Source organism: Cupriavidus sp. C2SS-8b, assembly GCF_057073745.1.
This window is the reverse complement of sequence record NZ_CP172717.1, coordinates 1,277,422-1,299,765: the sequence shown is the minus strand read 5'-3', so window position 1 is coordinate 1,299,765 and position 22,344 is coordinate 1,277,422. Positions and strand designations below refer to the sequence as shown.

General features: G+C 66.3%; 18 protein-coding genes. 6 read left to right on the top strand and 12 right to left on the bottom strand.

The features are described from left to right. Positions 1–37: 37 nt before the first annotated feature. From ACIGJB_RS22895 to ACIGJB_RS22870, 6 genes are all read right to left on the bottom strand, one after another. A complete protein-coding gene (locus ACIGJB_RS22895) occupies positions 38–1,612 on the bottom strand; it encodes a sugar ABC transporter ATP-binding protein (protein WP_483734562.1) in 1,575 nt (524 codons plus the stop codon). After that, positions 1,599–2,861, bottom strand: coding sequence for an ROK family protein (locus tag ACIGJB_RS22890; protein WP_483734561.1), 1,263 nt, complete (start codon positions 2,859–2,861; stop codon positions 1,599–1,601). The genes ACIGJB_RS22895 and ACIGJB_RS22890 overlap by 14 nt, the downstream gene beginning before the upstream one ends. Positions 2,862–3,169: 308 nt before the next feature. Then, positions 3,170–3,679, bottom strand: coding sequence for an acetone carboxylase subunit gamma (locus tag ACIGJB_RS22885; RefSeq protein ID WP_483734560.1), 510 nt, complete (start codon positions 3,677–3,679; stop codon positions 3,170–3,172). Positions 3,680–3,702: 23 nt separating this feature from the next. Next, positions 3,703–6,027, bottom strand: coding sequence for a hydantoinase B/oxoprolinase family protein (locus ACIGJB_RS22880; protein WP_483734559.1), 2,325 nt, complete (start codon positions 6,025–6,027; stop codon positions 3,703–3,705). A gap of 11 nt (positions 6,028–6,038) precedes the next feature. Further along, the gene (locus tag ACIGJB_RS22875) at positions 6,039–8,183 is read right to left on the bottom strand and encodes a hydantoinase/oxoprolinase family protein (RefSeq protein ID WP_483734558.1); all 2,145 of its coding nucleotides are present in this window, start codon (positions 8,181–8,183) and stop codon (positions 6,039–6,041) included. A gap of 312 nt (positions 8,184–8,495) precedes the next feature. Then, positions 8,496–8,780 carry a hypothetical protein gene (locus tag ACIGJB_RS22870; RefSeq protein ID WP_483734557.1) on the bottom strand — a complete coding sequence of 95 codons (285 nt, stop codon included), beginning with the start codon at positions 8,778–8,780 and terminating at the stop codon, positions 8,496–8,498. A gap of 68 nt (positions 8,781–8,848) precedes the next feature. On the opposite strand from ACIGJB_RS22870, the gene ACIGJB_RS22865 reads away from it, so the two are divergent. Further along, entirely contained in the window at positions 8,849–10,939 is a 2,091-nt protein-coding gene (locus tag ACIGJB_RS22865; protein ID WP_483734556.1) for a sigma-54-dependent Fis family transcriptional regulator, read from the top strand. A 118-nt stretch (positions 10,940–11,057) separates the two neighbouring features. Here ACIGJB_RS22865 and ACIGJB_RS22860 read toward each other — a convergent pair whose 3' ends face one another. Next, positions 11,058–13,499: a TonB-dependent receptor gene (locus tag ACIGJB_RS22860; RefSeq protein WP_483734555.1), complete on the bottom strand. Its 2,442-nt coding sequence runs from the start codon at positions 13,497–13,499 to the stop codon at positions 11,058–11,060. Between the two features lie 161 nt (positions 13,500–13,660). Here ACIGJB_RS22860 and ACIGJB_RS22855 point away from each other — a divergent pair, with 161 nt between their 5' ends. The 4 genes from ACIGJB_RS22855 to ACIGJB_RS22840 all read left to right on the top strand — a co-directional run bounded on the left by ACIGJB_RS22855 (position 13,661) and on the right by ACIGJB_RS22840 (position 17,983). Further along, entirely contained in the window at positions 13,661–15,019 is a 1,359-nt protein-coding gene (locus ACIGJB_RS22855) for a sensor histidine kinase (RefSeq protein WP_483734554.1), read from the top strand. After that, complete coding sequence (locus tag ACIGJB_RS22850) at positions 15,016–15,636, top strand: response regulator (protein ID WP_483734553.1); 621 nt, start codon at positions 15,016–15,018, stop codon at positions 15,634–15,636. Before ACIGJB_RS22855 ends, ACIGJB_RS22850 begins: the two co-directional genes overlap by 4 nt. 198 nt (positions 15,637–15,834) lie before the next feature. Then, entirely contained in the window at positions 15,835–17,577 is a 1,743-nt protein-coding gene (locus ACIGJB_RS22845; protein ID WP_483734552.1) for a PQQ-dependent methanol/ethanol family dehydrogenase, read from the top strand. Between the two features lie 85 nt (positions 17,578–17,662). Beyond that, positions 17,663–17,983 (top strand): c-type cytochrome, encoded by a 321-nt coding sequence (locus ACIGJB_RS22840; RefSeq protein WP_483734551.1) that lies wholly within the window; start codon positions 17,663–17,665, stop codon positions 17,981–17,983. Positions 17,984–18,046: 63 nt separating this feature from the next. Here the strand turns inward: ACIGJB_RS22840 and pqqE are convergent, their stop codons facing one another. The 5 genes from pqqE to pqqA all read right to left on the bottom strand — a co-directional run bounded on the left by pqqE (position 18,047) and on the right by pqqA (position 21,306). Next, complete coding sequence (pqqE, locus tag ACIGJB_RS22835; protein WP_483734763.1) at positions 18,047–19,213, bottom strand: pyrroloquinoline quinone biosynthesis protein PqqE; 1,167 nt, start codon at positions 19,211–19,213, stop codon at positions 18,047–18,049. Beyond that, positions 19,185–19,457, bottom strand: coding sequence for a pyrroloquinoline quinone biosynthesis peptide chaperone PqqD (pqqD, locus tag ACIGJB_RS22830; protein ID WP_483734550.1), 273 nt, complete (start codon positions 19,455–19,457; stop codon positions 19,185–19,187). Before pqqD ends, pqqE begins: the two co-directional genes overlap by 29 nt. Continuing rightward, a complete protein-coding gene (gene pqqC, locus ACIGJB_RS22825; RefSeq protein WP_483734549.1) occupies positions 19,454–20,146 on the bottom strand; it encodes a pyrroloquinoline-quinone synthase PqqC in 693 nt (230 codons plus the stop codon). The genes pqqD and pqqC overlap by 4 nt, the downstream gene beginning before the upstream one ends. Further along, entirely contained in the window at positions 20,143–21,060 is a 918-nt protein-coding gene (pqqB, locus tag ACIGJB_RS22820; RefSeq protein ID WP_483734548.1) for a pyrroloquinoline quinone biosynthesis protein PqqB, read from the bottom strand. The genes pqqC and pqqB overlap by 4 nt, the downstream gene beginning before the upstream one ends. 171 nt (positions 21,061–21,231) lie before the next feature. Next, entirely contained in the window at positions 21,232–21,306 is a 75-nt protein-coding gene (pqqA, locus tag ACIGJB_RS22815; protein ID WP_009277446.1) for a pyrroloquinoline quinone precursor peptide PqqA, read from the bottom strand. Between the two features lie 84 nt (positions 21,307–21,390). Between pqqA and ACIGJB_RS22810 the strand changes: the two genes are divergently transcribed. Continuing rightward, the gene (locus tag ACIGJB_RS22810; RefSeq protein WP_483734547.1) at positions 21,391–22,338 is read left to right on the top strand and encodes an alpha/beta fold hydrolase; all 948 of its coding nucleotides are present in this window, start codon (positions 21,391–21,393) and stop codon (positions 22,336–22,338) included. The last annotated feature ends 6 nt before the right edge of the window (positions 22,339–22,344 follow it).

The following is a 22,344-nucleotide window of genomic DNA, read 5'->3' as shown; positions in this document are numbered from 1 at the left end:
CGCCGACCGTCTGCGCGGTCTCGGTGGGATGGTCGGTTCAGTGCAGCACGGTGGCAGGGGCCGGTTCGCCAGCGCCGGTGGCCAGGGCGATGATGCGTTCCTGCGTGGCGGCGGCATCCGGGCAGGCGTGTACCTCGCCAACCAGCCGGCTTTCGCGCATCACCAGCACGCGGTCGCACAGGCCTACCACTTCCGGGAGTTCGCTGGAGATCAGCAGGACGGCCACGCCGGAGCGGGCCAGCGCGTCGATGAGGCGGTAGATCTCCGCCTTGGCGCCGATGTCCACGCCACGGGTTGGCTCGTCCAGGATCAGTACGCGCGGCTTCGTCTCCAGCAGGCGCGACAGCATCACCTTCTGCTGGTTGCCGCCCGACAGCGAGCCGACATTGACGCGCGGATGCGCCACGCGGATGCCCAGCGAGCTGACGGCGTCGGCCGTGCGCCGGCGCGCGCTGGCACGGTTGAGCCGGCCGCCGCGCAGTGCATCGCGTGCGGCGACGATCAGGTTGATGTTCTCGTGCACGCTCTGGTCAAGGAACAGGCCCTGCAGCTTCCGGTCTTCCGTCAGGTAGGCAATGCCGGCGTCAATGGCCTGGCGCGGATGATGGATGGCCAGTGGCGAGCCGGCCAGGTATACCGCGCCGCTGGTGGGCGTATCGGCACCGAAGACCAGCCGCGCAAGTTCCGTGCGGCCCGCCCCGACCAGCCCGGCCAGGCCAAGGACCTCTCCGGCACGCAGGTCGAAGCTGCAATCGCGCACGCGCCGCCCGTCGGACATATTGCGCACCGACAGCACAATGTCGCCCGCTTGCGTCTGGCCATGCGTCTTGGTGTAGAAGCCCGACAGGTCGCGGCCGACCATCATCTTGACCAGCGCCGCCTGGGTCAGCTGGGCCTTTTCCAGTGTGCCGACGTAGCAGCCGTCGCGCAGCACGGTGACGCGGTCCGCCAGTTCGTCGATCTCCGCCATGCGGTGGCTGATGTAGATGATGGCCATGCCGTCGGCGCGCAACTGGCGGATCAGCGCGAACAGGCGGTCGGTCTCGCGGGTGGACAACGGCGTGGTGGGTTCGTCCATCACCAGGATGCGGGTCTCGAAATGCACGGCGCGGGCGATTTCAACCAGCTGGCGCTGGGCGATCGACAGGCGCTCGACCAGGGTCTGCGGCGTAAAGTCGGCGCCGAGCCGGGCCAGCGTGGCCTCGCAGGCCCGCACCATCGCGGCGCGGTCCACCATGCCGTGGCGGCGCAGGTGGCGTCCGAGGTAGATGTTCTCGGCCACGCTCAGGTTGGGCGCCAGGCTCAGTTCCTGGTAGATCACGGCAACGCCGTGGGCGCGCGCGGCGAGCGGGCCGTCGATGACAACCGGATGGCTTTCGATGCGGCACTCGGCACCGTCGTCGGCGATATAGGCGCCCGCGAGGATCTTCATCAGCGTCGACTTGCCGGCGCCGTTCTCGCCCATCAGCGCGTGGACCTCACCGGGATAGATCGTGAGCTGGACGTTGCTGAGCGCCTTGACGCCAGGGAAGGTCTTGGAGATGTTGCGCATCTCCAGCAGCGGCGCCACCGGGGCGTGCCGTGCGGCGGGGATCGGGTCAGACCGTTGCATAGCTGGCCTCCGGAACGATGGCGGACGCGCCCTTGAGCAGTTCCGCGCGCGGCGAGAAGTTCATGAACATCGGCAGGGACGCAGCCCCGACCGCGCCGGCATTGGCGCCAAAGCAGCCGCGCACGATGCGCGCGGCGGGGCGTGCCTCCGGAGCGCTGTCGTCCAGCGCCTGCTGCAGGCGCTCGATCAGCGTGGGGACGAGGCCGCCGTCGATATCGGCATCGAAAATCACCAGCGGCACGTCCAGCACGGCCAGCGCGGATTGCAGCGCGGGGGCCATCGCCTCCACACAGTCATCCACCCATTCCGCCACGGCCGGGTGCTTCAGTTCCACCTGCCGCTGCAGGTCGGCATGCCCGTGCACTGTCACGGCGTGGTGGCGCAGGTGGCGCGTCAGCGCGTTGAGCGAGGCGCGCGAGAGCAGGATGTCCCGCCGCCGGCCCGGCACTGTCGGGGCGGAGGCCAGCGTGCTGGGCGGCACCGGCATCATGGCGATGTCGCCGGCATTGCCCGAGACCCCGCGCACGCAGTCGCCGTTGAGCACCACGCCGCCGCCGATCGCCGGGCCAAGGAAGACATAGAGGAAATGCTGGGCGTGGTGCCGGCCGTAAAAAAGTTCGGCCACCGCGGCCGCGGTGCCGTCGTTCTCGCTGAATACCCGCAGGCGCGTTGCTCCCGCCAGCATCGATGGGAAATCCGCCTCGTCCCAGGCGCGAAAAGTGGCCTGGAAGGCCTCGCCCTGCACATCGAGTTCGCGCAGCCATGCGCCGAGGTTGTAGGGCTGGGCAACGCCGATGCCAAGCAGGCGCTTCTGCTCGGCCGGGGAGAGCAGGGCGCGCATTTCCTCGATGTCGCGGCGCACCAGTTCCAGCGCCTGGTCAGGGTGGGGCAACACCATCTGGTGCGCGCGGCTGGCCAGGATATGCCCTGCAAAATCCACCATGACGGCCTCGATGCTGCCGCGGTCGAGCCGCACGCCAAGGCCAAAGGCCCCCTTGGGCTGCAGGCGGATCAGGCTTGCCGGCTGTCCGCGCTGGCCTTCGACGCGCCGCCCGGAAAGCTGGATCAGGCCTTCGTCGGTCAGTGTCTGCACGATGCTGCCGACTGCCGTGTTGGTGAGCTGCGCCATGCGGGCCAGGTCGGCCTTCGATGCCTCACCAGCGCGGCGCAAGGCCAGCAGCAAGGCGCGCTCGTTGTACAGGCGCAGGCTGGCGGAGTTTACGCCACGGCCTGCCTTGGATGCGTTCATCTTGTCTCCGCCCGGTGGGCTCCCTGCTTGGGAGCGCTATTAATTAATTCATGTTGAATTAAAGAGCAGAGGGAGGAAGAACTCAACTGAGGGGAAACCCGCAAGGGATTTTGGAAGTCCGTCTTGATAAAAGCGTTTTGGGGCCGGGATGTGGATAGAGATCTACTTAGGATGCGCGACTGGCAGCCGGCTCAAGCCGAGGTTCCGCCTGTCCGGCGCCATCACTGCTCGTCGGGCTCTTGCCCATATTTCCCGTTCCTCACGCTGCGGGGAACAGGCAGTGCCTGTCCCCGCTCTTCACCCGGCGATCAGTCCGGAGCGCGCTCCGGGACCGGCAGATGCACCCATTCCGAATAGAAGGCGTCGATGTCCGGCTCGAAGTCATGGATCACCGGATACCACGGCGTGGGCGCCTCGACGTCGTGCATGGTGCCGCACGCCGGGCAGTAGTACTCGCGATAGACCTGCCACTGGGTATCCGGCGCCATCAGCTTGGGATAGACCTCCGTCATCGCCTCCTCGGTGTCGCGTACGTAGATGGCGGCGTGCAGCTTCCAGTTGTCGCGGTAGTCGCCGAAGCTGTGGCCGCAGTCGCACTGGGTGACCCACTGCCTGGTGCTCGCCGACTGCACGATGTACAGGTGCGGGCCGAGCGGCAGCACGATGCGGTCCTTGAACTTGACCTTGGCCTGCAGCGCAGCCAGGTACTGCTCGAACCGGCTGTCATCCTTGGGCATCGACAGCATGCGGAAGGTGGTTTCCCAGTCCAGAGAGCCTTCGACGAGGTGGGCAACCTGTTCATTGGTGTAGGCAGACATTGTTCAGCTCCTTGATTCGGTGATTACTCTTCGACCTGGACGACGGTGGTGACGTCGGGCAGCAGGGAGAGGTCCATGCGGTGCTTGGCGCCGTAGGACGGCACCCCCAGTTCTTCCTCGCGCAGCTGCCACTCGGCGGGCAGGTTCCAGAATGTCTTGAACTCCCGCGTGAACTTCTCCGACAGGGCGAAGCTGGTGGCGAACATGTGTTGCACCTGGACGGACGCATGCTTGTTAAGGATGCGATCGCGTTCTTCCTTCATCCATTCGCGGGTTGGCAGCGAACGGGCCAGGCGTTCCTTGCGGATCTCGGCACGGCGGGCCTGGGTTTTGCCCGCATCTACCGCGAACACGCCCTTGGCGTCCTGAGTGAAGACGGCGCCGTAGACCTTTTGCGCATATTCCGGCAGCAGGAACTTCTGGTTGAGGTCCGCCTCGATGGCCTTCGGATCGCGGTCGATCGGATCCCCAAAGCCCGGGCCGCCGCGCAGGTAGTTGAGGTACAGGTCGTGGTTGGCGTAGCAGTCCTCGGTCGTGATGCACTGCTTGTCACGCTTGACCACGGCGGTGGCATCGATGTGGCGCTCGTAGTCCGGGTTGCCGGGATCGATGTCGCCGCCCAGAGGCAAGGAATCGCCAATGGCGATGCGCTTGTCCAGCCCGGTCTGGTGTGCCTCGAAGCGGTAGCCGGTGGCCGACGGATAGCCGCCCATCATGCCCCAGTCGCTGTTCATGAACCCGTTGCCCATGAAGAACATGGTCCAGTCCTGGGCGTTCCATACCATGCGCAGCGTCTCGAAGCCGCAACCGCCGCGGTACTTGCCGTACCCGCCGGAGTTGGCCTTGACGTTCCGTCCAAGGTAGAGCAGTGGCTCGGCCATCTCCCAGATCTCGATGTCACCCATGTCGCCTTCCGGGTTCCAGATGGCGGCGGCGTGGTTGAGGCCATCCTTGACGGCGCAGGCGCCCGTCCCGCACGAACTGGCTTCGAAGCTGTTGACCGCGTGGATCTCGCCATCCTGGTTGATGCCGCCGCCTTGAAGCCAGTTGGAGGTGTTGGCATTACCGGCGTTGACCTCTTCCAGATAGCCGCGGCTGAAATACGACTGTGACAGACCGCGCCACAGGGCCGCCCAGCCGGAGACCAGGAAGTGCCAGGCGTAGGCGTGGCCGGTGCGGCGGTCATCCGGGTTGCACCAGGTACCTTTTGGCAGGCGGAACTCGGTGGCGAAGTACGCCCCGTCATTGATGCGCTGTGTGGGGACCAGGGTCTGGCACATCATCACCCAGATGCCGGACGTAAATGCCACCTGGTGGGCGTTGAAGGTGTGCCAGCCCCAGCGGCTCGCGCCCTCGAAGTCGAGGCGCCACTTGCCGTCCGGCCTGATCGTCATCTCCACCGGCGAGTGCATGATCGAGTCGAGCTTGGCGAAGGCGTTGGAGACCTGCACGTCCTCGTGCTTGTAGGGCACGTCGACAAATGAAACCTTGCGGTACTTGCCCGGCAGGGTCATGGCCTTGATACGGCTCTGCAGTCCGCGGCGGCCTTCTTCGATGACCTCGTAGGTAAATTTCTCGTAGGCCTCGATGCCGTCGGCACGAATCACTTCCTCGACCAGGTCGCGAATCATATGGCAGCCGGCGATGCGGGTCTTCTCGTCGAGAATCCAGTACTTGGGCGTGCGCACCGAACGCTGGGACTCGTGCAGCCAGTCGCGCAGCGGCTCGTCATTCACCCCGGTCTTGCGGCAGGTGATCATGTAGCCGTCGCCGAAGCGTTGGGTTTGGCCGGTGGACATCGAGCCCGGCGTCACCGAGCCGGTGTCAATGACGTGCGTGACGCCGCCGACCCAGCCGATCAGCTGGCGTTCCCAGAAAATCGGGACGATGGTGGCGATGTCGCACGGGTGGACATTGCCGATGGCGCAGTCATTGGTCGTGAACATGTCGCCGGGGTTGATGCCGGGGTTGGCTTCCCAGTTGTTCTCGATCATGTACTTGATCGCCGCGCCCATGGTGCCGACGTGGATGATGATCCCGGTCGAGGTCAGGACGCAGTCGCCGGCGGCGTTGTAGAGGGTGAAACAGAGTTCGCCTTCCTGCTCGACAATCGGGCTGGCGGCGATTTTCTTGGCGGTCTCGCGGGCATGCACCAGGCCGCCGCGCAGCTTGGAGAACAGCTTCTCGTAGCCGATCGGGTCGCTGTCCCGGAATTCCAGCTTCCTGAGGCCGTTGTAGTGGCCGGTGGCCTTGGTGCGCGCGATGATGCCGTCGCGGTGCTGCTTGAGGGTCTGGCCGTTCTGCAGCAGGTCGGCGAAGCCGACTTCCTTCTTGCTCATCATGTTCATGGCGGGTCTCCTTACTTCACTTCCTTGAGATGGAACAGGCGGTGCTTGTCGATCGTGGTTTCGAAACCGTCGGGCACAACAAAGGTCGTGGCATCGGATTCGATGATGGCGGGACCCACGATGTGGTTGCCGGCCTTGAGCGCTTCCATCTTCCAGAGCGCGGCATCCACCCACTTCTTGTGGCGGTAGAAGGGACGGGTGCCCAGATAGGCCTGCTTGGGCGGCGTCGGGCCGGCATCCGGGTCTTCCGGCAGCACCGGCTTCTGGGTCACAACGGTGCCGCGCAGGATGGCGCCTGTGATCGAGAAGCCCAGTTCCGGCGAGCGGGCGGAGCTCGCGTAGACGCGCCCGTAGGTGTTCTCGAAGGCCTCGACGATCCGGTCCCAGTCGGCGGCTGTGGCGGCGCTGGTCACCGGCGAGACGATTTCGAGGTCATTCAACTGGCCCATGTACTGCATCTTGTAGCCGGGGATCAGCAGCACGTCCTCGGGCTTGTAGCCGTTGAGGACAAATTCGTCGATGACCTTGACGGCCAGTTCCGACCAGGATTCCTGCAGGCTCTTGCAGGCGGTTTCCTTGTCCGCATCGGGCGCGTGTTGGGCAACACCAAGGTCCACGGACTTGTCGTAGCGGTACTCGAAGTCGGCGCAGGCGCAGCCGAAAGCCGAGAAGCCGGCAGCCCAGGCCGGCACGACGACGTCCTTGAAGCCGACGCCACCGGTGTAGCCGTAGGTGTGCACCGGGCCGGCGCCGCCATAGGAGAAGCAGGTGAATTCCGCCGGGTTGTAGCCCTTGGCACTGATATTGGCGCGCAGGTATTCGGAGAGGGTGAGATCGAGCAGTTCGATGACGCCGGCGGCGGCATCCTCGACTGACAGGCCGAGCGGGTCGGCGATCTGCGCCTTGATGTGGTCGCGGGCGCGCTGCACGTCAAGCTTGATGGCACCGCCCAGGAAGTTGTCCGGGTTCAGGTAGCCGAGCACGACGTGGCAGTCGGAAACGGACACCGTGTCGAGACCGCTTTCCGGCCAGCAGGTGCCGACGCGGTAGCCAGCGCTGTCGGGGCCGAGCTTGATCGACTTGCTGTAGGGGTCGAGCCGCACAAAGCTGCCGGCGCCGGCACCGACCGAGTCCATCGCCACGAGGGGCAGGGACAGGACCAGGCGAGCCATGTCGGGGTCGGACTTGATGGCGAAATTGCCCTTGGTGATCAGGGCCACGTCGAAGCTGGTGCCGCCGATGTCGGAGCAGGCGATGTTCTCGTCGCCGAGATACTCACCCAACAGTTTGGAGCCGATGACGCCGCCGATCGGGCCGGAGACGATCGTGCGCGCGAGCTCCTTGGCCTTCCAACTGATGGTGCCGCCGTGGGTAGCCATCACCCGCAGGTCGAACTTGGCGCCGTGCTTCCTGAACCGGTCACTCACCTTCTTCAAGGTCTGGCGCGAAGGCTCCGCACCGTAAGCCTCGAGGATGGTGGTATTCATCCTGTGGCTTTCCTTGCGCGACGGGTAATAGTCCACCGAGGCAAAGACCGGAATATCCGACTTCAGCTTGTTCAGCTCCTCGCGCACGATGTCACGGGCGCGCTGCTCGCTCGACTCGTTCTTATGGGATTGCAGCAGGCAAATGACGATGGCTTGCGAGCCGGCCTCCACCAGTTCCCGGGTAGCCTGGCGCACCTCGTCTTCACGCAGGGGGATGACGAGCTTCCCCTGTACGTCGGTGCGTTCGGTGACACCGCGCGTGCGTGAGACGGGCACAAGAGGCTCGTCGTAGCGGTGAGTGTTCAGGTGAATGCGGTCCTCCAGTGCATAGCCCAGATAGCTCTGCAGGGCGCGGCCCATCGAATGAATCTGCTCGAAACCGCGGTTGCAGATGAGGCCAACGTCGAGGCCCTTGCGCATGAGGATGCGGTTGAGCATGGCCGTACCGGAATAGACGCAAGTCACCAGTTCCGGATAGACGTCGTCCACGGTCCGGTCCCAGTGGGCGAGGGCATCCTCGGAAGAGTTGTAGATGGCAAGCGATTCGTCGCCGGGATTGCTCTGCGCCTTGCCGACCACGAAGCGACCATCGGAGCGCACGAAGAATGTGTCGGTCATCGTGCCACCAGCATCGATGCCCATCACCTGTACGGTGGACTGCGATTGCATACTGCCTCCTGTCATTGATGTAGTCATGGTGGGATCCCCCACGACTCATCCATGGCAAAGCGTGTGCCAGGCCCCGTCCAGCAGCGGCGAACAGCCCCGCAAGGCGATTGAATTCAACGAGTTGCCGGCATTGTCCGGCCACGCCGCTGGTGGCGGCAGGCCTGTCGTCAGTGTCCGGATTCACGACGCCCCGCACAGCGGTGTCCGGGAACCGGACGCCTTCTGGCCAGCTATCGATTCGATTGGCCCTGGGCAAGCCAGCATTCCGCAGTTCCAGCAAGGCGCCGCCACGCAGTCGGGCGCTGGCACAAGCTATGCACTGGCTTCACGCGAATGGCCGCGAAACAGGGTGAAGCCCATGAAGAACTCAGTGAGGTCCAGCCGACCAAGTGTGTCCGGGCTGCGCGCCGCTTTCCGATTCGGATGCTCGGCTCGGGCCTGCGCGCATTCGACGCAATCCGTTTCCTGAAACCACAACAGCGCTTGTCGCGAGGCGCTGGTCAGCGCTGTCCGGAAACCGGACACCTGAAGCCGTGATGACCGGAAACCGGACACCTCCCGGTTGCTTTGCTGCAAAGCACAAATAATTGATTTCAAAAGAGATTTATTGACTTGGTGAGGGCACGCGGATACGGTTACTCCAGTCAATTGAGAGGGACCGTCCCATGCCGTTCTCGCGTTGCGGCACCCTGATCCCCCGCCTCGGCGACGAGCCGGTGGTGGCTTCCGCATGGGAGCGTTTTGTGCATGACCAGCCCCTGGAAGTGCAGGCGGCTGGTGTACGCAGCGTCGTCCTGGCGTCGTGGCAACGGTGTCGTTCCGAGGCCGTTGACCCTGCCAGGCACTCCGCGCCCGGGGCTGCGGCCGACCGTGTCCGCCAGTTGCAGCGGCAGAACCGGGAACTCTGCGATGCCGCGCGTCCGGCACTCGAAAGTCTGCGCGATATCCTGCGGGAATGCGGCACGCTCATCATGCTCTGTGATCCAGGCGGAACCGTACTGCAGCTCAATGGCGAGACCCGGGCCCGCAGCGTTGGCGAGGGGATCAACCTGGCCACCGGTGGTTGCTGGAATGAGGAGGTCATCGGTACGAATGCCATCGGCACCGCGATCGCCACTGCCACGCCGGTCCAGATCCATGCCGACGAGCATTTCTGCCTGGACGTGAAGCGCTGGACCTGCGCAGCGGCTCCCATTCTCGACCCCTTTAATCGAAGCCTGTTAGGCGTCGTGGATGTTTCAGGCGTCAAGCAAACCTTCCATGGCCATACCTTGGGTCTCGTGGTGACCGCGGCCAGGCAGATCGAAGGCGAACTGGCCCGCCGCAACGTTGCTCTCCATGAGCGGCTGCTGACCCGGGCCATCGACCATTTCATCCGTTACGCCAGCGACTACGTTGTGCTGGTCGACAGCCGCGGACGCATTGTTCGCACAAACGGAAATGCGCCCGCGGCGCGGGAGCGCTATGAAGCGCGGCTACCCTCGGAAGTTGGCAGTCAGGTGCCGGGACTCAACCTCGCACTGTCCGACATCGATCGATCGTGCCAACGCCCGGAATGGCTGCGTCCCGAATGGCTGCACCCGGTGAAGGACCATGACGGTGTGCTTGGTACGGTGCTGGTGCTCCCGCTCGGGACGCGCCAGAATCGAACCGCGATATCGCTGCCCACGGCCACTGTCAAGGCCAGGCCGCCCATGGCAGGAAATGATGCCTTTGGTGAAATCATTGGAGCAAGCGAGGTACTGGAGGGGACCAAGGCGCGCGCGCGTCGTATCGCCCCTCTTGATCTGCCGGTACTGCTTCTGGGCGAGACTGGCGCAGGGAAGGAGCTCTTTGCCAGAGCCTTGCACCGGGCGGGCAGCCGCCCCGACGGTCCGTTCATTGCCGTCAATTGCGGCGCATTCACCCGTGAGCTGCTGGCCAGCGAACTCTTTGGCTATACCGATGGCGCGTTTACTGGTGCCCGCCGTGGCGGTCTTGCCGGGAAGTTCGAGCAAGCCGACGGAGGCACGCTGTTCCTGGACGAGGTCGGCGAACTGCCGCTTGACATGCAGCCACACCTGTTGCGCGTGCTGCAGGATGGCGTTGTGGTCCGCCTGGGCGACACCCGCGAACGGCGCGTTTCAGTGCGCATCGTCGCAGCCACCAACCGCGATTTGCAAAAGGAGATCGCGGCCGGACGCTTCCGCGAAGACCTGTACCACCGCCTCTGCGTGGTCAGCCTGACACTGCCGCCGCTGCGTGATCGGCCTGGCGATATCGAGGCAATCATCGAGCACCTCAACAGCAAACTCGCACGCAAGTATGGCTGTTCATCCAAGCAGCTCGAACCGGCCGTTCAGCAGGCGCTCTTGAGCTATTGCTGGCCGGGCAACATTCGTGAGCTGCAGAATGTCTTCGAGGTCATGTTCGCACTCAGTGAAGGCAACATCATCGATAGTTCCCTACTACCCCCGGGCATCGCACGCACGGCAAGCGACCCGCTTCCCGTATCCACCTCGACGCGGATCCCTGTCTCCTTCGGCCGTCTTGACGAGCTGGAGCGACAAGCGATTCTTGATGCGATCGCGAATGCGCACGGAAATATCTCGATGGCGGCCCGGACTCTCGGTATTTCGAGGAGTACGTTGTACGTGAAGCTGGCCACGATTCGGGCAGATGTGCAGCGCGCGAATGACGCTGCGTCAGCATCCGGGTCCGGCACGGCCAGCGCATCCGGTGGTACCGGGCAAGCGCTACCGCGTGGCCCGGTGTAAGCACCGGCAGGACCCCAAGCCGCGCTCACTTGCGCAAGGTCTTTCGTTTGATCTGCTGTAAGCGGAATCGCGCGCAGGGGTGGCACATCCGCTCCATCTAACCAGGCGATGTCCGCCTCTACATGCGGTACACCATGCCAAGCCAGACACTGCGCGGCGCCCCCGGGGCCACGAACAACGCCGTCGCACTGTCGCCTGGCGCGACATGCGGCTGCACCAGGGTGCCGCCGGGAAACACATTGTTCGCGACCTGGCCGTAGGTCTCGTAGCGCCGGTCAAACAAATTAGCGATGCGAGCATATACCTCGAAGCGCTTGTTAACCTGGTACGCCGCGCGCAGGTTGACGGTGGCGTAGCCGGGCACGTGCCAGTTGGCCGCCTTGGGCTCCTGGCCCGGCTGCGGGTCGGCGCGCAGTCCGTCTTCATTGCCGCTGGCTGCGCTGTCGGACACGGCGACGAGGTCGGCGCCCAGCGTCAGCCCCGCCACGGCTTGCCAGTCCGCCCCGAACTTGAACGTGTGGCGCGGCAGGCCGGCGACGCGCATCCCGGGGTGGACGTCGATGGTGCGTTCGCCGACCGCAAGCTGTCCGCTCGCCTGGTAGGTCGCCTGCAGGTAGCTATAGGTAAAACGCAAGGTGACATCGCCGACGCGCTGGCGGGCGGTGAGGTCGAGGCCCTGGTTACGGGTGCGGTCGAAGTTCGCGAAATAGCCCATCTGTGTGTTGGGCGCGCGCAGGAACAGGATGTCGTCGTGGTTGTCGATGCGGTAGAGCGTCGCGGTGACGTCGGTGTCCTTGCCGGGGCGCCAGCGCACGCCGGCTTCATAGGCGTGCGAGACCACCTGCTTCAGGTAAGGGTCCGCCTGCAGCCCGGCAGGCAGGCGGCACGGCTGCGTCGGGTCGGCACAGCCGAGTTCCAGGACTGTGGGCACGCGGTTATTCTGCGCGTAGCCGCCGAACACCGAGACGCCGTCGCCCAGCTTCTGCACCAGCCCCAGCGCGGGATTGAGACGGCGGTAGGTAAAGCTCTCGCGCGCCTGTTCGCTGCCGTCGCTGTTTTGCAGCGTATTGCTCACCGTGGCGAGATTCCATCGTGCCGACGCCGTCAGGAAGGTGCTGGGCGTCAGGGTCCAGGTGTCCGAGAGATACATGCCAAATGTGCGCGCGTTGCCGCTGACGCCGGAGACGAGATTGTTGGGCGCGTCGGGGTCGGCCACCGCACCGCGGTCGTCGGTGAAGGTGCCCAGCTGGGCGAACTGCGAATAGCTCAGCCGGCTTCGGTCCAGGCTGATGCCGGCGTTCAGCACATGGCGTTCCGTCTCCCTGGCCAGGCTGAGCGCCACGCCGATGGTTTGCTGCCGCATATGGCTGGTGTTGACCACGGCAGGATGCAACAACGCGCCTTCGGTCCGGGTCACGCCGCAGCCCTGGCCACGCGGGCTGCCGTCGGCGTTGAAGCCGTCCTCGCAGGCCTCGGCATAGTTCTCGTAGTCAGGGTTGACGTCGCCGCTGGTGGTATCGCGCCGGCTGTTGCGCACATAGGCCAGGGCGGCGGCGCTGGTCTTGTCGTCGAACCAGTGGCGGCCGTTGACGGCGACCTGCGTGACCTGGTTGCGGGTCTGGTCCGGATAGGTATACACCGCGCGGCGGTCCAGCTGATAGATGTCGGGCTCGGTGGCATTGCCGCTGGCACGGTAGGCCGGTACCAGCCCATTGCCGCTCAGCGTGCTGCGGCCGTGCAGCAGCGACACATCGAGGCTGTCGGTATCGCCCGCATAGCCCGCCTTGGCAAAGACGTTGCCGAGCTTCCCCGACGAGTCGTCGCGCCAGCCGTGCTCCTGGAACAGCGTGCCGGCGGCAAAGGCATGCCAGCCGCCTGCGCTGCGCACGCCGCCCGACAGGTCGGCACGCTTGCGGTTGCCGCTGCCGTAGGACAGGTCGGCAGTGAAGCCGGGCGAGTCCAGGCCGGAGCGGGTGGTCATGGCAAGGGCGCCGCCCAGGCTGTTCAGGCCATAGGCCGGGTTGGCGCTGGAGATTAGCGACACGCTTTCCAGCGCGGCCTCGGGGATCATGTCCCAGCTGATCACATCGCCGAAGGGTTCGTTGACGCGGATGCCATCGAGATAGACCGACAGCCCCTGCGGCACGCCCGCGATCGATGAAGCGCGGTAGCCGCGATAGGTGATATCGCTCTGGAACGGGCTGCCCTGGATATCGTTGGTGTTGACGCCGGCCAGGTTGCGGCCCAGGTAGTCGGCCAGGTTGCTGGCGCGCGTGCCGTTCAGGTCATCGCCGCGCACGGTCTGAACGGTGTAGGGCACCAGGTTGCTGTCCACGCCGATGCCGGGCAGCGGCGCCGCCGCCACCACCAGCACTTCGGGCAGCACGGCACTGTCCTGCTTTGGAGCAGCAGTGTCCCATTGCGCAACAGCGGGCCGCTGCGCCAGCACGGCCACGGCCAGGGCGATGGCCGTGGCCGCGCGGCAGCAGCGCTTGCCACGCCGCGCCGGCGCGTGCTGGATGGCCTGCGATGACGGGGCAGGGAACGGGTTGGCTGGCATCTTGCATCTCCTCCGGAATCGGGGCGCGCTGCCTGCGTTGGGCAGCGGCTGAACCTGAACAAACTGAGGGGATGGGGAGCAGGTTCCGTACCGCGGGCATCGGGAAAAACTCCCGACCCGGGGCGCGCCCGGACTCCACCTTCCTCCGGAGGAGCACTGCCATGACGATGTCGCGTTTCCTGGCCAGCCGTGCGTTCTGGCTGTCCTGCGCCTGCCTCGGTGGCGCGTTGCTGGTGACGCTGTGGCTGGCGCAGCAGGCCATTGGCGAAGAGCGCAGCGGTGCCGCCGCCACGGCGCAACTGGTCGCGCGGCTCTCGGCACTGCAGTCCGCCGGGCCGGCGGAGCGCGCGGCGCACCTTGCCGCACTGCGCGCGATCAATCAATCGGCGCGCCTGCGCCACCTGCGGCTGCACGTCGAGGACGCCGCCGGCCACGCGCTGGTGGAAACGGCGCCGAAGGCGGAGCTGGCCCACGCGGAAAGCGAATGGGACATCCGCGCGCGCGATGGCACCGTCTACCATGCCGCATTGCGCTGGAACCCGGACAGCGAAGTGCGCGAGGCGCGCCGCGACGTCATCGGCAACCTGGCCCTGCTGAGCGCGTACAGCGTGCTGTTGCTGTGCGGCCTGTCGTGGATGCTGGGCCGGGCGCTCGCGCCCTTGCAGCAGATTCTCGACGCCATTGGCCACTACGAGCGCAAGGACTACAGCCTGCGCCTGCCCGCCATGCGCATCCGCGAACTGGATCAGGTTCGCCGCGCGCTGAACGACCTGGCCGGCGCGCTGGCGCATCACCAGGCCGAGCGGCGTGCGCTGAGCCGCAAGCTGCTGGACGCGCAGGAATGCGAGCGTGCCAGGCTGGCGCGTGAATTGCACGACGAGTTCGGCCAGGTGCTGACCGCCATGCGCGCCGATGCCACGTACCTGGTGCGCAAGTGCTCGCATGCGCCGATGCTGCAGATCGTGGCCAACGACCTGGCTGGACATTGCGCCCGGATCCAGGACGAAGTGCGCCACCTGCTGCATCGGCTGCGCCCGCATGGCGCGCAGCCAGACGGACACGTCGCCGGCGTGGACCGGCTGCTGCAGGACCTGGTGCGCAGCTGGCGGGGACAGCCGGGCCAGTCGGTGCGGCTCGATTGCGCCGTCGATCTTGGCGGCGCCATGCTGGGGCCGGACCTGACCCTGACGCTCTACCGGATGACGCAGGAGGCGCTGACCAATGTCATGCGCCACGCCGGCGCTCGCCGGGCGTCGGTCTGCATCGCAAGGAATGGGGACAAGGTCTGCTGGTGTGTGGAGGACGACGGCGCTGGCATCGGTGACATCGACGCGGCCCTGCAGCGCAGCCATGGCCTGCGGGGCATGCACGAGCGCGCCTGGGCGCATTGCGCCACGCTGCTGGTCGGAGACGCTCAACGCACCGGGGATACGCGGGGTTGCCGCCTGAGCGCAAGTTTTCCGCTGCCTGCGCCCGCGCAGGAGGCGTCATCGATGCAAGCAGGGAGGCAGGCGGCATGAACCCGATCGATGTGGTGATTGCCGACGACCATGCCGTGGTGCGCACGGGCTACCGGCGCCTGCTCGAACTGGACGAAGGCATGCGCGTGGTGGCGGAGTTCGGCGACGGCAATGCCGCCTACGACTGGCTGGTCCGGACACGGGCCGACGTGCTGATCCTGGACCTGTCGATGCCGGGCCGCGGCGGCCTGGAGATACTGCGGCGGCTGGGCGTGCGTGTGCCGGCGCTGCGCACGCTGGTGTTCAGCATGCACGACAGCGCGGCCGTCGTGATGCAGGCGATGCGCGCCGGCGCGGCCGGCTACCTGACCAAGAGCAGCGCGCCCGACGCGCTGGTGGACGCGGTGCGAAAGATCGCCGCAGGGCAGCAAGTGCTGTCCGATGACATTGCCGGCCTGGTCGACATGGGCACGCAGCCGCCGCACTTCGCGCTGTCGCCGCGAGAATTCGACCTGTTCCGGCAGTTCGCGCGCGGCACCGCGATCGAGGACGTCGCCGCGCATTTCTGCCTCAGCACCAAGACCGTGGCCAACTACCAGACGCTGATCCGCAAGAAGATGGGGCTGGCCAACCGCGTCGAGATGCATCGCTATGCGGTGGCGCACGGCTTTGGCTGATGGCGCGGCCACTGCTGGCTGTTCAGTTCTGGAGCAGATGCAACGCAATGTTGCGTGCTGACACGGCTGCAACGCCGCCACGCGGCGGCAATCGGCGGACTGGCGCGCAAATCCGATTGGCATGGGAATTGCCAACTGCGTCACTGGTTGCGGCGCAGTGGCGCACCGGTGGAAACGGAAAATAACGAGGAGAAGACAATGAGGACCTTACGAGTAGTGGTGGCAGCCGCGGCTGCCGTGGCCACGCTGGCCGCGCAGGCGGCGGTGACCGATGCCATGATCGAGAACGATGCGAAGAGCCCCGGCGACGTGCTGTCATGGGGCATGGGGCCGCAAGGCCAGCGCTATTCCGGGCTTACGCGCATCAACACCAAAAATGTCGGCAACCTGGTGCCGGCGTGGTCGTTCTCGTTCGGTGGCGAGAAGCAGCGCGGACAGGAAGCCCAGCCGCTGATCCACGACGGCAAGATGTTTGTCACGGCGTCGTACTCGCGCATCTACGCGCTCGACCTGAAGACCGGCGCCAAGTTGTGGAAGTACGAGCACCGGCTGCCGGAAGGCATCATGCCGTGCTGCGACGTGGTCAACCGCGGCGCGGCGCTCTACGACAACCTGGTGATCTTCGGGACGCTGGATGCGCAACTCGTGGCGCTTGATCAGAAAACTGGCAAGGTGGTTTGGAAGGAGAAGCTGGCGGACTATGCCGCGGGCTATTCGTACACGGCGGCGCCGCTGATCGTCAAGGGCATGGTGCTCACCGGCATTTCGGGCGGCGAATTCGGCGTGGTCGGCCGGGTCGAGGCGCGCGATGCCAAGAGCGGGCAGCTGGTGTGGTCGCGTCCGGTGGTCGAAGGCCACATGGGCTACAAGTACGACAAGGACGGCAACAAGACCGAGAACGGCGTGACCGGCACCGAGAACGCCAGCTGGCCCGGCGAGACCTGGAAGACCGGCGGCGCCGCCACCTGGCTCGGCGGCACCTATGATCCGTCGACGGGGCTGGTCTACTTCGGCACCGGCAACCCCGGCCCGTGGAACAGCCATATCCGCAAGGGCGACAACCTTTACTCGGCGTCGACGGTGGCCATCGATCCGGCCACCGGCAAGATCGTCTGGCACTACCAGAACACCCCGAACGACGGCTGGGATTTCGACGGCGTCAACGAGTTCGTGACCTTCGACCTGGACGGCAAGCGCATGGGCGGCAAGGCAGACCGCAACGGCTTCTTCTATGTCAACGACGCGAACAACGGCAAGCTGGTCAATGCGTTCCCGTTCGTGAAGAAGATCACCTGGGCCAGCGGCATCGACCTGAAGACCGGCCGGCCCAACTATATCGACGAAGGCCGCCCCGGCGACCCGGCCAGCGGCACCGACCCGAAGAAGGGCAAGTCCGTGCTGGCCGCGCCCGGCTTCCTCGGCGGCAAGAACCAGCAGCCGATGGCCTACAGCCCGCAGACCGGCCTGTTCTACGTGCCGGCCAACGAGTGGGCCATGGATATCTGGAACGAGCCCGTCAGCTACAAGAAGGGCGCCGCCTACCTGGGCGCCGGCTTCACCATCCATCCGCTGAACGAGGACTACATCGGCGCGCTGCGCGCCATCAACCCCAAGACCGGCAAGATCATCTGGGAGGTCAAGAACAACGCGCCGCTGTGGGGCGGGGTGATGACCACCGCCGGCGGCCTGGTGTTCTGGGGTACGCCCGAAGGCTACCTGAAGGCCGCCGACGCCAAGACCGGCAAGGAACTCTGGAAGTTCCAGACCGGCAGCGGCGTGGTGGCGCCGCCGGTCACCTGGGAAGACAACGGCGAGCAGTACGTGGCCGTGGTGTCGGGCTGGGGCGGGGCGGTGCCGCTGTGGGGCGGGGAAGTCGCCAAGCGCGTGAATTTCCTGGAGCAGGGCGGATCGGTATGGGTGTTCAAGCTGCATAAGAGCTGAACCCAGGCTGGTTGATCGCCAGACACGCGGGCGTCGCCATGGCGACGCCCGCTGACTTGCACGCTGACACAGCGGGAGACGAAGAATGAAGAAGGAATGGATGGCGCTGGCGGCGGCTTTGCTGCTGCCTGGTGTGGTTCAGGCGGGCACGGCGGCCGATATGCAGCCGCTGGCGGACAAGAACGGATGCTTCGCCTGCCATGGCATGCAGACGAAGCTGGTGGGGCCGGGCTTTGCGGAAGTGGCGGCTAAGTACAAGGGAGACAGCGAGGCGGCCGAGCGGCTCGGCAAGAAGATCCGCGAAGGTGGCAAGGGTGTGTGGGGTCCGGTTCCCATGCCGGCGCACGGGAACCTGGGGGAGGCGGATGCCAGGAAACTCGCGGAGTGGGTGCTGAGCGTTGGCTAGGTAAGGATTAGCGTGGGTTGTGGCACTACATCCGTAGTGCCAGCTCAGCCGGGGACCGACCCATCATTGGTTCCCGCGGCTCAGTCGCAGTGAATTGCCATCGCTGCGAAACACCATCGGCTGCGCCTCGGTGTTCGGCTGCAATGCTGCGAGCCGGCCCTGCAGCACAATCTCCCGGACCCGGCCATGTTCGCCAGAGCGCTCGCACACCGGATCGGTCGCGGCGGGGTCGCCGGTCAGCAATAGCGCCTGGCAGCGGCAACCGCCATGGTCTTCCTCGCGATGGTCGCATGACTTGCAGGGCTCCTGCATCCATCCGGTGCCACGGAAGCGGCGGAACGCCTCGCTGTCACGCCAGATCTCCCGCAGTCCGTGCGTGGTGACATTGGGCAATGCCAGGCCCGGCAACATCCGCGCCGCATGGCACGGCAGCGCCGTCCCATCGGGCGCCACGCCAAGGAAGGTCGTGCCCCAGCCGTTCATGCACTTCTTGGGCTTGCCTTCGAAGTAGTCGGGCACCACGAACAGGATCTGGCACTGCCTGCCGATGCGCGCGCGGTATTGCCTGACCACGGACTCCGCTTCCAGCAATTGCTCCTGCGTCGGCATCAGCGCCAGGCGGTTGTGCCAGGCCCAGCCGTAGTACTGCGTGTTGGCCAGCTCCAGGTACTCGGCGTCCATCTGCAGCGCCATTTCGATGATGGTGCCGACATGCGGCAGGTTGTGCCGATGCAGCACGCAGTTCATCACCATCGGATAGCCGTGCGCCTTGATCAGCTTCGCCACGCGCTGCTTCAGGTCGAAGGTGCGGGTGCTGGACAGGAAGTCATTGAGCTCGCGGGTGGAATCCTGGAAGGACAGCTGGATATGGTTCAGGCCCGCGTCGCGCAGCGCGGCGAGCCGGGCGTCGGTCAGGCCCACGCCGGACGTGATGAGGTTGGTATAGAAGCCCAGGCCGTGCGCATGCCGCACCAGTTGTTCCAGGTCCTTGCGCAGCAGCGGCTCGCCGCCGGAGAAGCCGAGCTGCACCGCGCCGAGCGCGCGGGCCTGGGTGAAGACGTCGCACCATTGCGCAGTGTCGAGTTCAGCCGTGTGCCGGGCATAGTCGACCGGGTTGGAGCAGAACGCGCAGTGCAGCGGGCAGCGGTAGGTCAGCTCGGCCAGCAGCCACAGCGGCGGGCCGGGCTGCGCGGCAGGCCGATCAGACCAGCCAGCCGCGTTCGGTTGCATGTTTGACAAAGGCATGTACCTCCGGGGCGATGCCCTGCACGCCGAAAGCGGCCTGCAGGTCGTCGATCAGCATATCCAGCGTATGGCCGCCGTCGCAGCGCTGCAGGATAGCGGCAGCGCTGTCGTTGAGGGTGACCATGCCTTCCGGATACAGCAGCACCCAGCTCTGCTGGGCGTCTTCCCACTGCAGGCGGAAGGTCCGGTGCAGGACGGGGCGGGCGAGTTCTGGCGGATTGGTGGTCATGGGTTGGCAAGCTGGATGGCGTCGAGCATCGACCAGAGTATGTCGAGCTTGAACTGCAGGATATCGAGGGCGCGCTGCTGTTGCTCCGGGGTGCGGAAGTAGCCCAGCGTCACGCGCAGGCCATGGTCGACATCGCGCTGCGCAAGCGGGATGCGCGAGCGGAAGTAATCGAGTCCGGCGGCCTCGATCCACGGGTAATGCGTAGGCCAGCCGGCCAGCCGCTCCTTGTGGATCTCGGGCGCGAACATCTCGGTGAGCGACGAGCACACGGCTTCCTGCCACGGCGCGCGCCGCGCGAAGTTGACATAGGCGTCGACGGCGAAGCGCACGCCCGGCAGCACATGCCGATGGTCGAGCAAGGCCTCGCGCTCCAGCCCTGTGGCCTGCCCCAGCCGCAGCCAGGCCTCGATGCCACCGGGCTGCGTGTCGGTGCCGTCGTGGTCGAGGATGCGCACCACCCACTCGCGGCGCGTGTCGCGCTCGGGGCAGTTGGCCAGGACGGCGGCGTCCTTCAGCGGGATATTGGCCTGGTAGTAGAACCGGTTTGCGACCCAGGCGCGGATCTGTTCGGGCGAACACAGGCCGGCCGCCATGCGCTGGTTGAACGGGTGGTGGATGTGGTATCCGCTCTCCTTGGCGCGCAGCCGGGCCTCGAATTCCGCGGGGCTCAATGCAGTGGCAGATGTCAAAGCGCGATCTCCATGCCGTCGTACGCCAGTTCGATGCCGTGCCGCGCCAGCACGGCGCGCTCCGGCGAGTCGTCCACCAGCACGGGGTTGGTGTTGTTGATGTGGATAAGGATCTTGCGGCTCGCCGGCAGCCGGTCGAGGACCTCGATCATGCCGCCGGGACCCGACAGGGGCAGATGCCCCATGTCGGCGGCGGCCTTGTCGGAGAAGCCGAGCGACTGCATCTCGTCCTCGCGCCAGAACGTGCCGTCGACCAGCACGATGTCCGCGCTGCGCAGTTCGGCGAAGACGTGGTCATCCACGCTGCCGAGGCCGGGCGCATAGAAGGCGCGGCGGCCGCTGCGCCGGTCTTCGATGCGCAGGCCGATGTTGTCACCGGTGCGCGGCGCGTGGCGGCCGGGCGAGTAGGGCGGTGCCTTGCTTTGGAGCGGCACCGCGGTCAGCACGATGTCGTCCAGCTGTGCTACCGAAAACGGCGTGCCGTCGCCGGGCAGGGTATGCGTCTGCAAGCCGCAGTAGTGCGACAGCATGCGGGTCAGCGGGAACGCGGTGCCGAGGTCGTCCAGCACCGCGGCGGTGGCATAGAGCGGCAAGCGCTGGCGGTGCTCGCGCAGCATCAGCAGGCCGGTGACGTGGTCGATCTGCGCGTCCATCAGCAACACCGCAGCGATGGCCGTATCGCGTGGCGCGCGTGCCGGTTGCAGTGCGGGCGTCTGCCGCAGCTGCTGAAGGATGTCGGGAGACGCGTTGACCAGGATCGAATCGGGTCCGTCGCCGGACAGCGCGATCGATGACTGCGTGCGCGGCGTGGCCCGCACGGTGCCGCGGCGCACGCCATCGCAGTTGTGGCAGTTGCAGTTCCACTGCGGAAAGCCGCCGCCGGCGGCCGAGCCGAGTACCCGGATGGTGGTCATGGCGCGAGCGAGTTGGGGTGGATCATGGCCGCAAGGGGCAGGCGCGCTGACCGTGCAGCCGGAGCCGATGCCTGCCCGGCTTCACGGTGCGTGCGTGGCGCCTGCGTACCGTGCGCCGGCGATCGCGGCGGTCATGTCGGGACGTTGACATGTCGCCGCGCGCAGCGCGCTTCAGCGGTTGGCGATATACATCGTGATTTCGAAGCCCAGCCGCAGCTCGGTATAGGCAGGCGTGGTCCAGTTCATGTCTCTCTCCTTGGTTGGCATGTTTAGTGATAATTCCGTCTTGGCGCGGCAGGCTGGCTGCCGCTTCCCTGCAAGGCAACATCCATGCCCGACGTGCCGCTCGCCTCCGACTGCTTCTACCTGCGTACGCCCGATGCGCAGCGCCTGCATGTGCGGCTGGCCGGGCCGCCGGATGGCGAGCCATGGCTGGTCCTGCACGGCGGTCCCGGCAGCGGTTGTTCGGCGGCCATGGCGGCGTGGTTCGATCGGCATCGGCATCGGGTGGTGATGCCGGACCAGCGCGGTGCGGGCAAGTCGCGGCCGACGGGCTGCCTGCGCCGCAATAACGTGAGCGCGCTGCTTGCCGATCTGGAACAGCTGCGCCGGGCGCTGGGCATCGGGCGCTGGGGCGTGGTCGGCGGCTCCTGGGGCGCGGCGCTTGGGCTGGCCTATGCGGCGAAGTACCCGGACGCGGTAGCAGCGCTGGTATTGCGCGGGGCGTTCCTGACCGGACGCGATGACATCGGCAACCTGTTTGCGGCGCGCCATGGCGGTCGCCGCATGTTGCAACGCATCAAGCCGTGCGGCGAGCGCGTGCCGGATGCCCGGGCCGGCCTGCTCACTGTGTCACGACTGTTGCAAAGTGGAACACCTGTCCAGAAACGGGACACCGCCGCGGCGTGGCGCGACAGCGAACGCGCCTTGCTGGGCCTGTCCGCGCGGCGGCAGTGGCGCAGCCAGCCGCTGCGCGGGCGCGCGGCGAAGGCAATGATCGCCAAGTACCGCATCCAGGCGCATTACCTGCGCAACCGGGCTGGGCTCGGCAAGCCGGGCCTGCTGCGGGCGGCACGGACGATTGCCGCGCAGGGCCTGCCGGTGACACTGCTGCATGGCCGGGCCGACGCGGTCTGCCGCCCGGCCAATGCCCGGCGCCTGCAGGCCGTCATGCCCGGCGCGCGGCTGGAGTGGGTCGATGGCGGGCACCTTGCCACGGGCGCGCTGGGCAAGGCCCTCGCCGCCGCGATCGTCGCCGCGCGCTGGCAGCCAGGGTGACGGCGG

What these genes read in the sequence shown, in the direction of transcription:
- ACIGJB_RS22895 (WP_483734562.1), bottom strand. Translation starts at nt 1,612, where the DNA reads ATGCAACGGTCTGACCCGATCCCCGCCGCACGGCACGCCCCGGTGGCG.
- ACIGJB_RS22890 (WP_483734561.1), bottom strand. Translation starts at nt 2,861, where the DNA reads ATGAACGCATCCAAGGCAGGCCGTGGCGTAAACTCCGCCAGCCTGCGC.
- ACIGJB_RS22885 (WP_483734560.1), bottom strand. Translation starts at nt 3,679, where the DNA reads ATGTCTGCCTACACCAATGAACAGGTTGCCCACCTCGTCGAAGGCTCT.
- ACIGJB_RS22880 (WP_483734559.1), bottom strand. Translation starts at nt 6,027, where the DNA reads ATGAACATGATGAGCAAGAAGGAAGTCGGCTTCGCCGACCTGCTGCAG.
- ACIGJB_RS22875 (WP_483734558.1), bottom strand. Translation starts at nt 8,183, where the DNA reads ATGCAATCGCAGTCCACCGTACAGGTGATGGGCATCGATGCTGGTGGC.
- ACIGJB_RS22865 (WP_483734556.1), top strand. Translation starts at nt 8,849, where the DNA reads ATGCCGTTCTCGCGTTGCGGCACCCTGATCCCCCGCCTCGGCGACGAG.
- ACIGJB_RS22860 (WP_483734555.1), bottom strand. Translation starts at nt 13,499, where the DNA reads ATGCCAGCCAACCCGTTCCCTGCCCCGTCATCGCAGGCCATCCAGCAC.
- ACIGJB_RS22855 (WP_483734554.1), top strand. Translation starts at nt 13,661, where the DNA reads ATGACGATGTCGCGTTTCCTGGCCAGCCGTGCGTTCTGGCTGTCCTGC.
- ACIGJB_RS22850 (WP_483734553.1), top strand. Translation starts at nt 15,016, where the DNA reads ATGAACCCGATCGATGTGGTGATTGCCGACGACCATGCCGTGGTGCGC.
- ACIGJB_RS22845 (WP_483734552.1), top strand. Translation starts at nt 15,835, where the DNA reads ATGAGGACCTTACGAGTAGTGGTGGCAGCCGCGGCTGCCGTGGCCACG.
- ACIGJB_RS22840 (WP_483734551.1), top strand. Translation starts at nt 17,663, where the DNA reads ATGAAGAAGGAATGGATGGCGCTGGCGGCGGCTTTGCTGCTGCCTGGT.
- pqqE (WP_483734763.1), bottom strand. Translation starts at nt 19,213, where the DNA reads ATGCAACCGAACGCGGCTGGCTGGTCTGATCGGCCTGCCGCGCAGCCC.
- pqqD (WP_483734550.1), bottom strand. Translation starts at nt 19,457, where the DNA reads ATGACCACCAATCCGCCAGAACTCGCCCGCCCCGTCCTGCACCGGACC.
- pqqB (WP_483734548.1), bottom strand. Translation starts at nt 21,060, where the DNA reads ATGACCACCATCCGGGTACTCGGCTCGGCCGCCGGCGGCGGCTTTCCG.
- ACIGJB_RS22810 (WP_483734547.1), top strand. Translation starts at nt 21,391, where the DNA reads ATGCCCGACGTGCCGCTCGCCTCCGACTGCTTCTACCTGCGTACGCCC.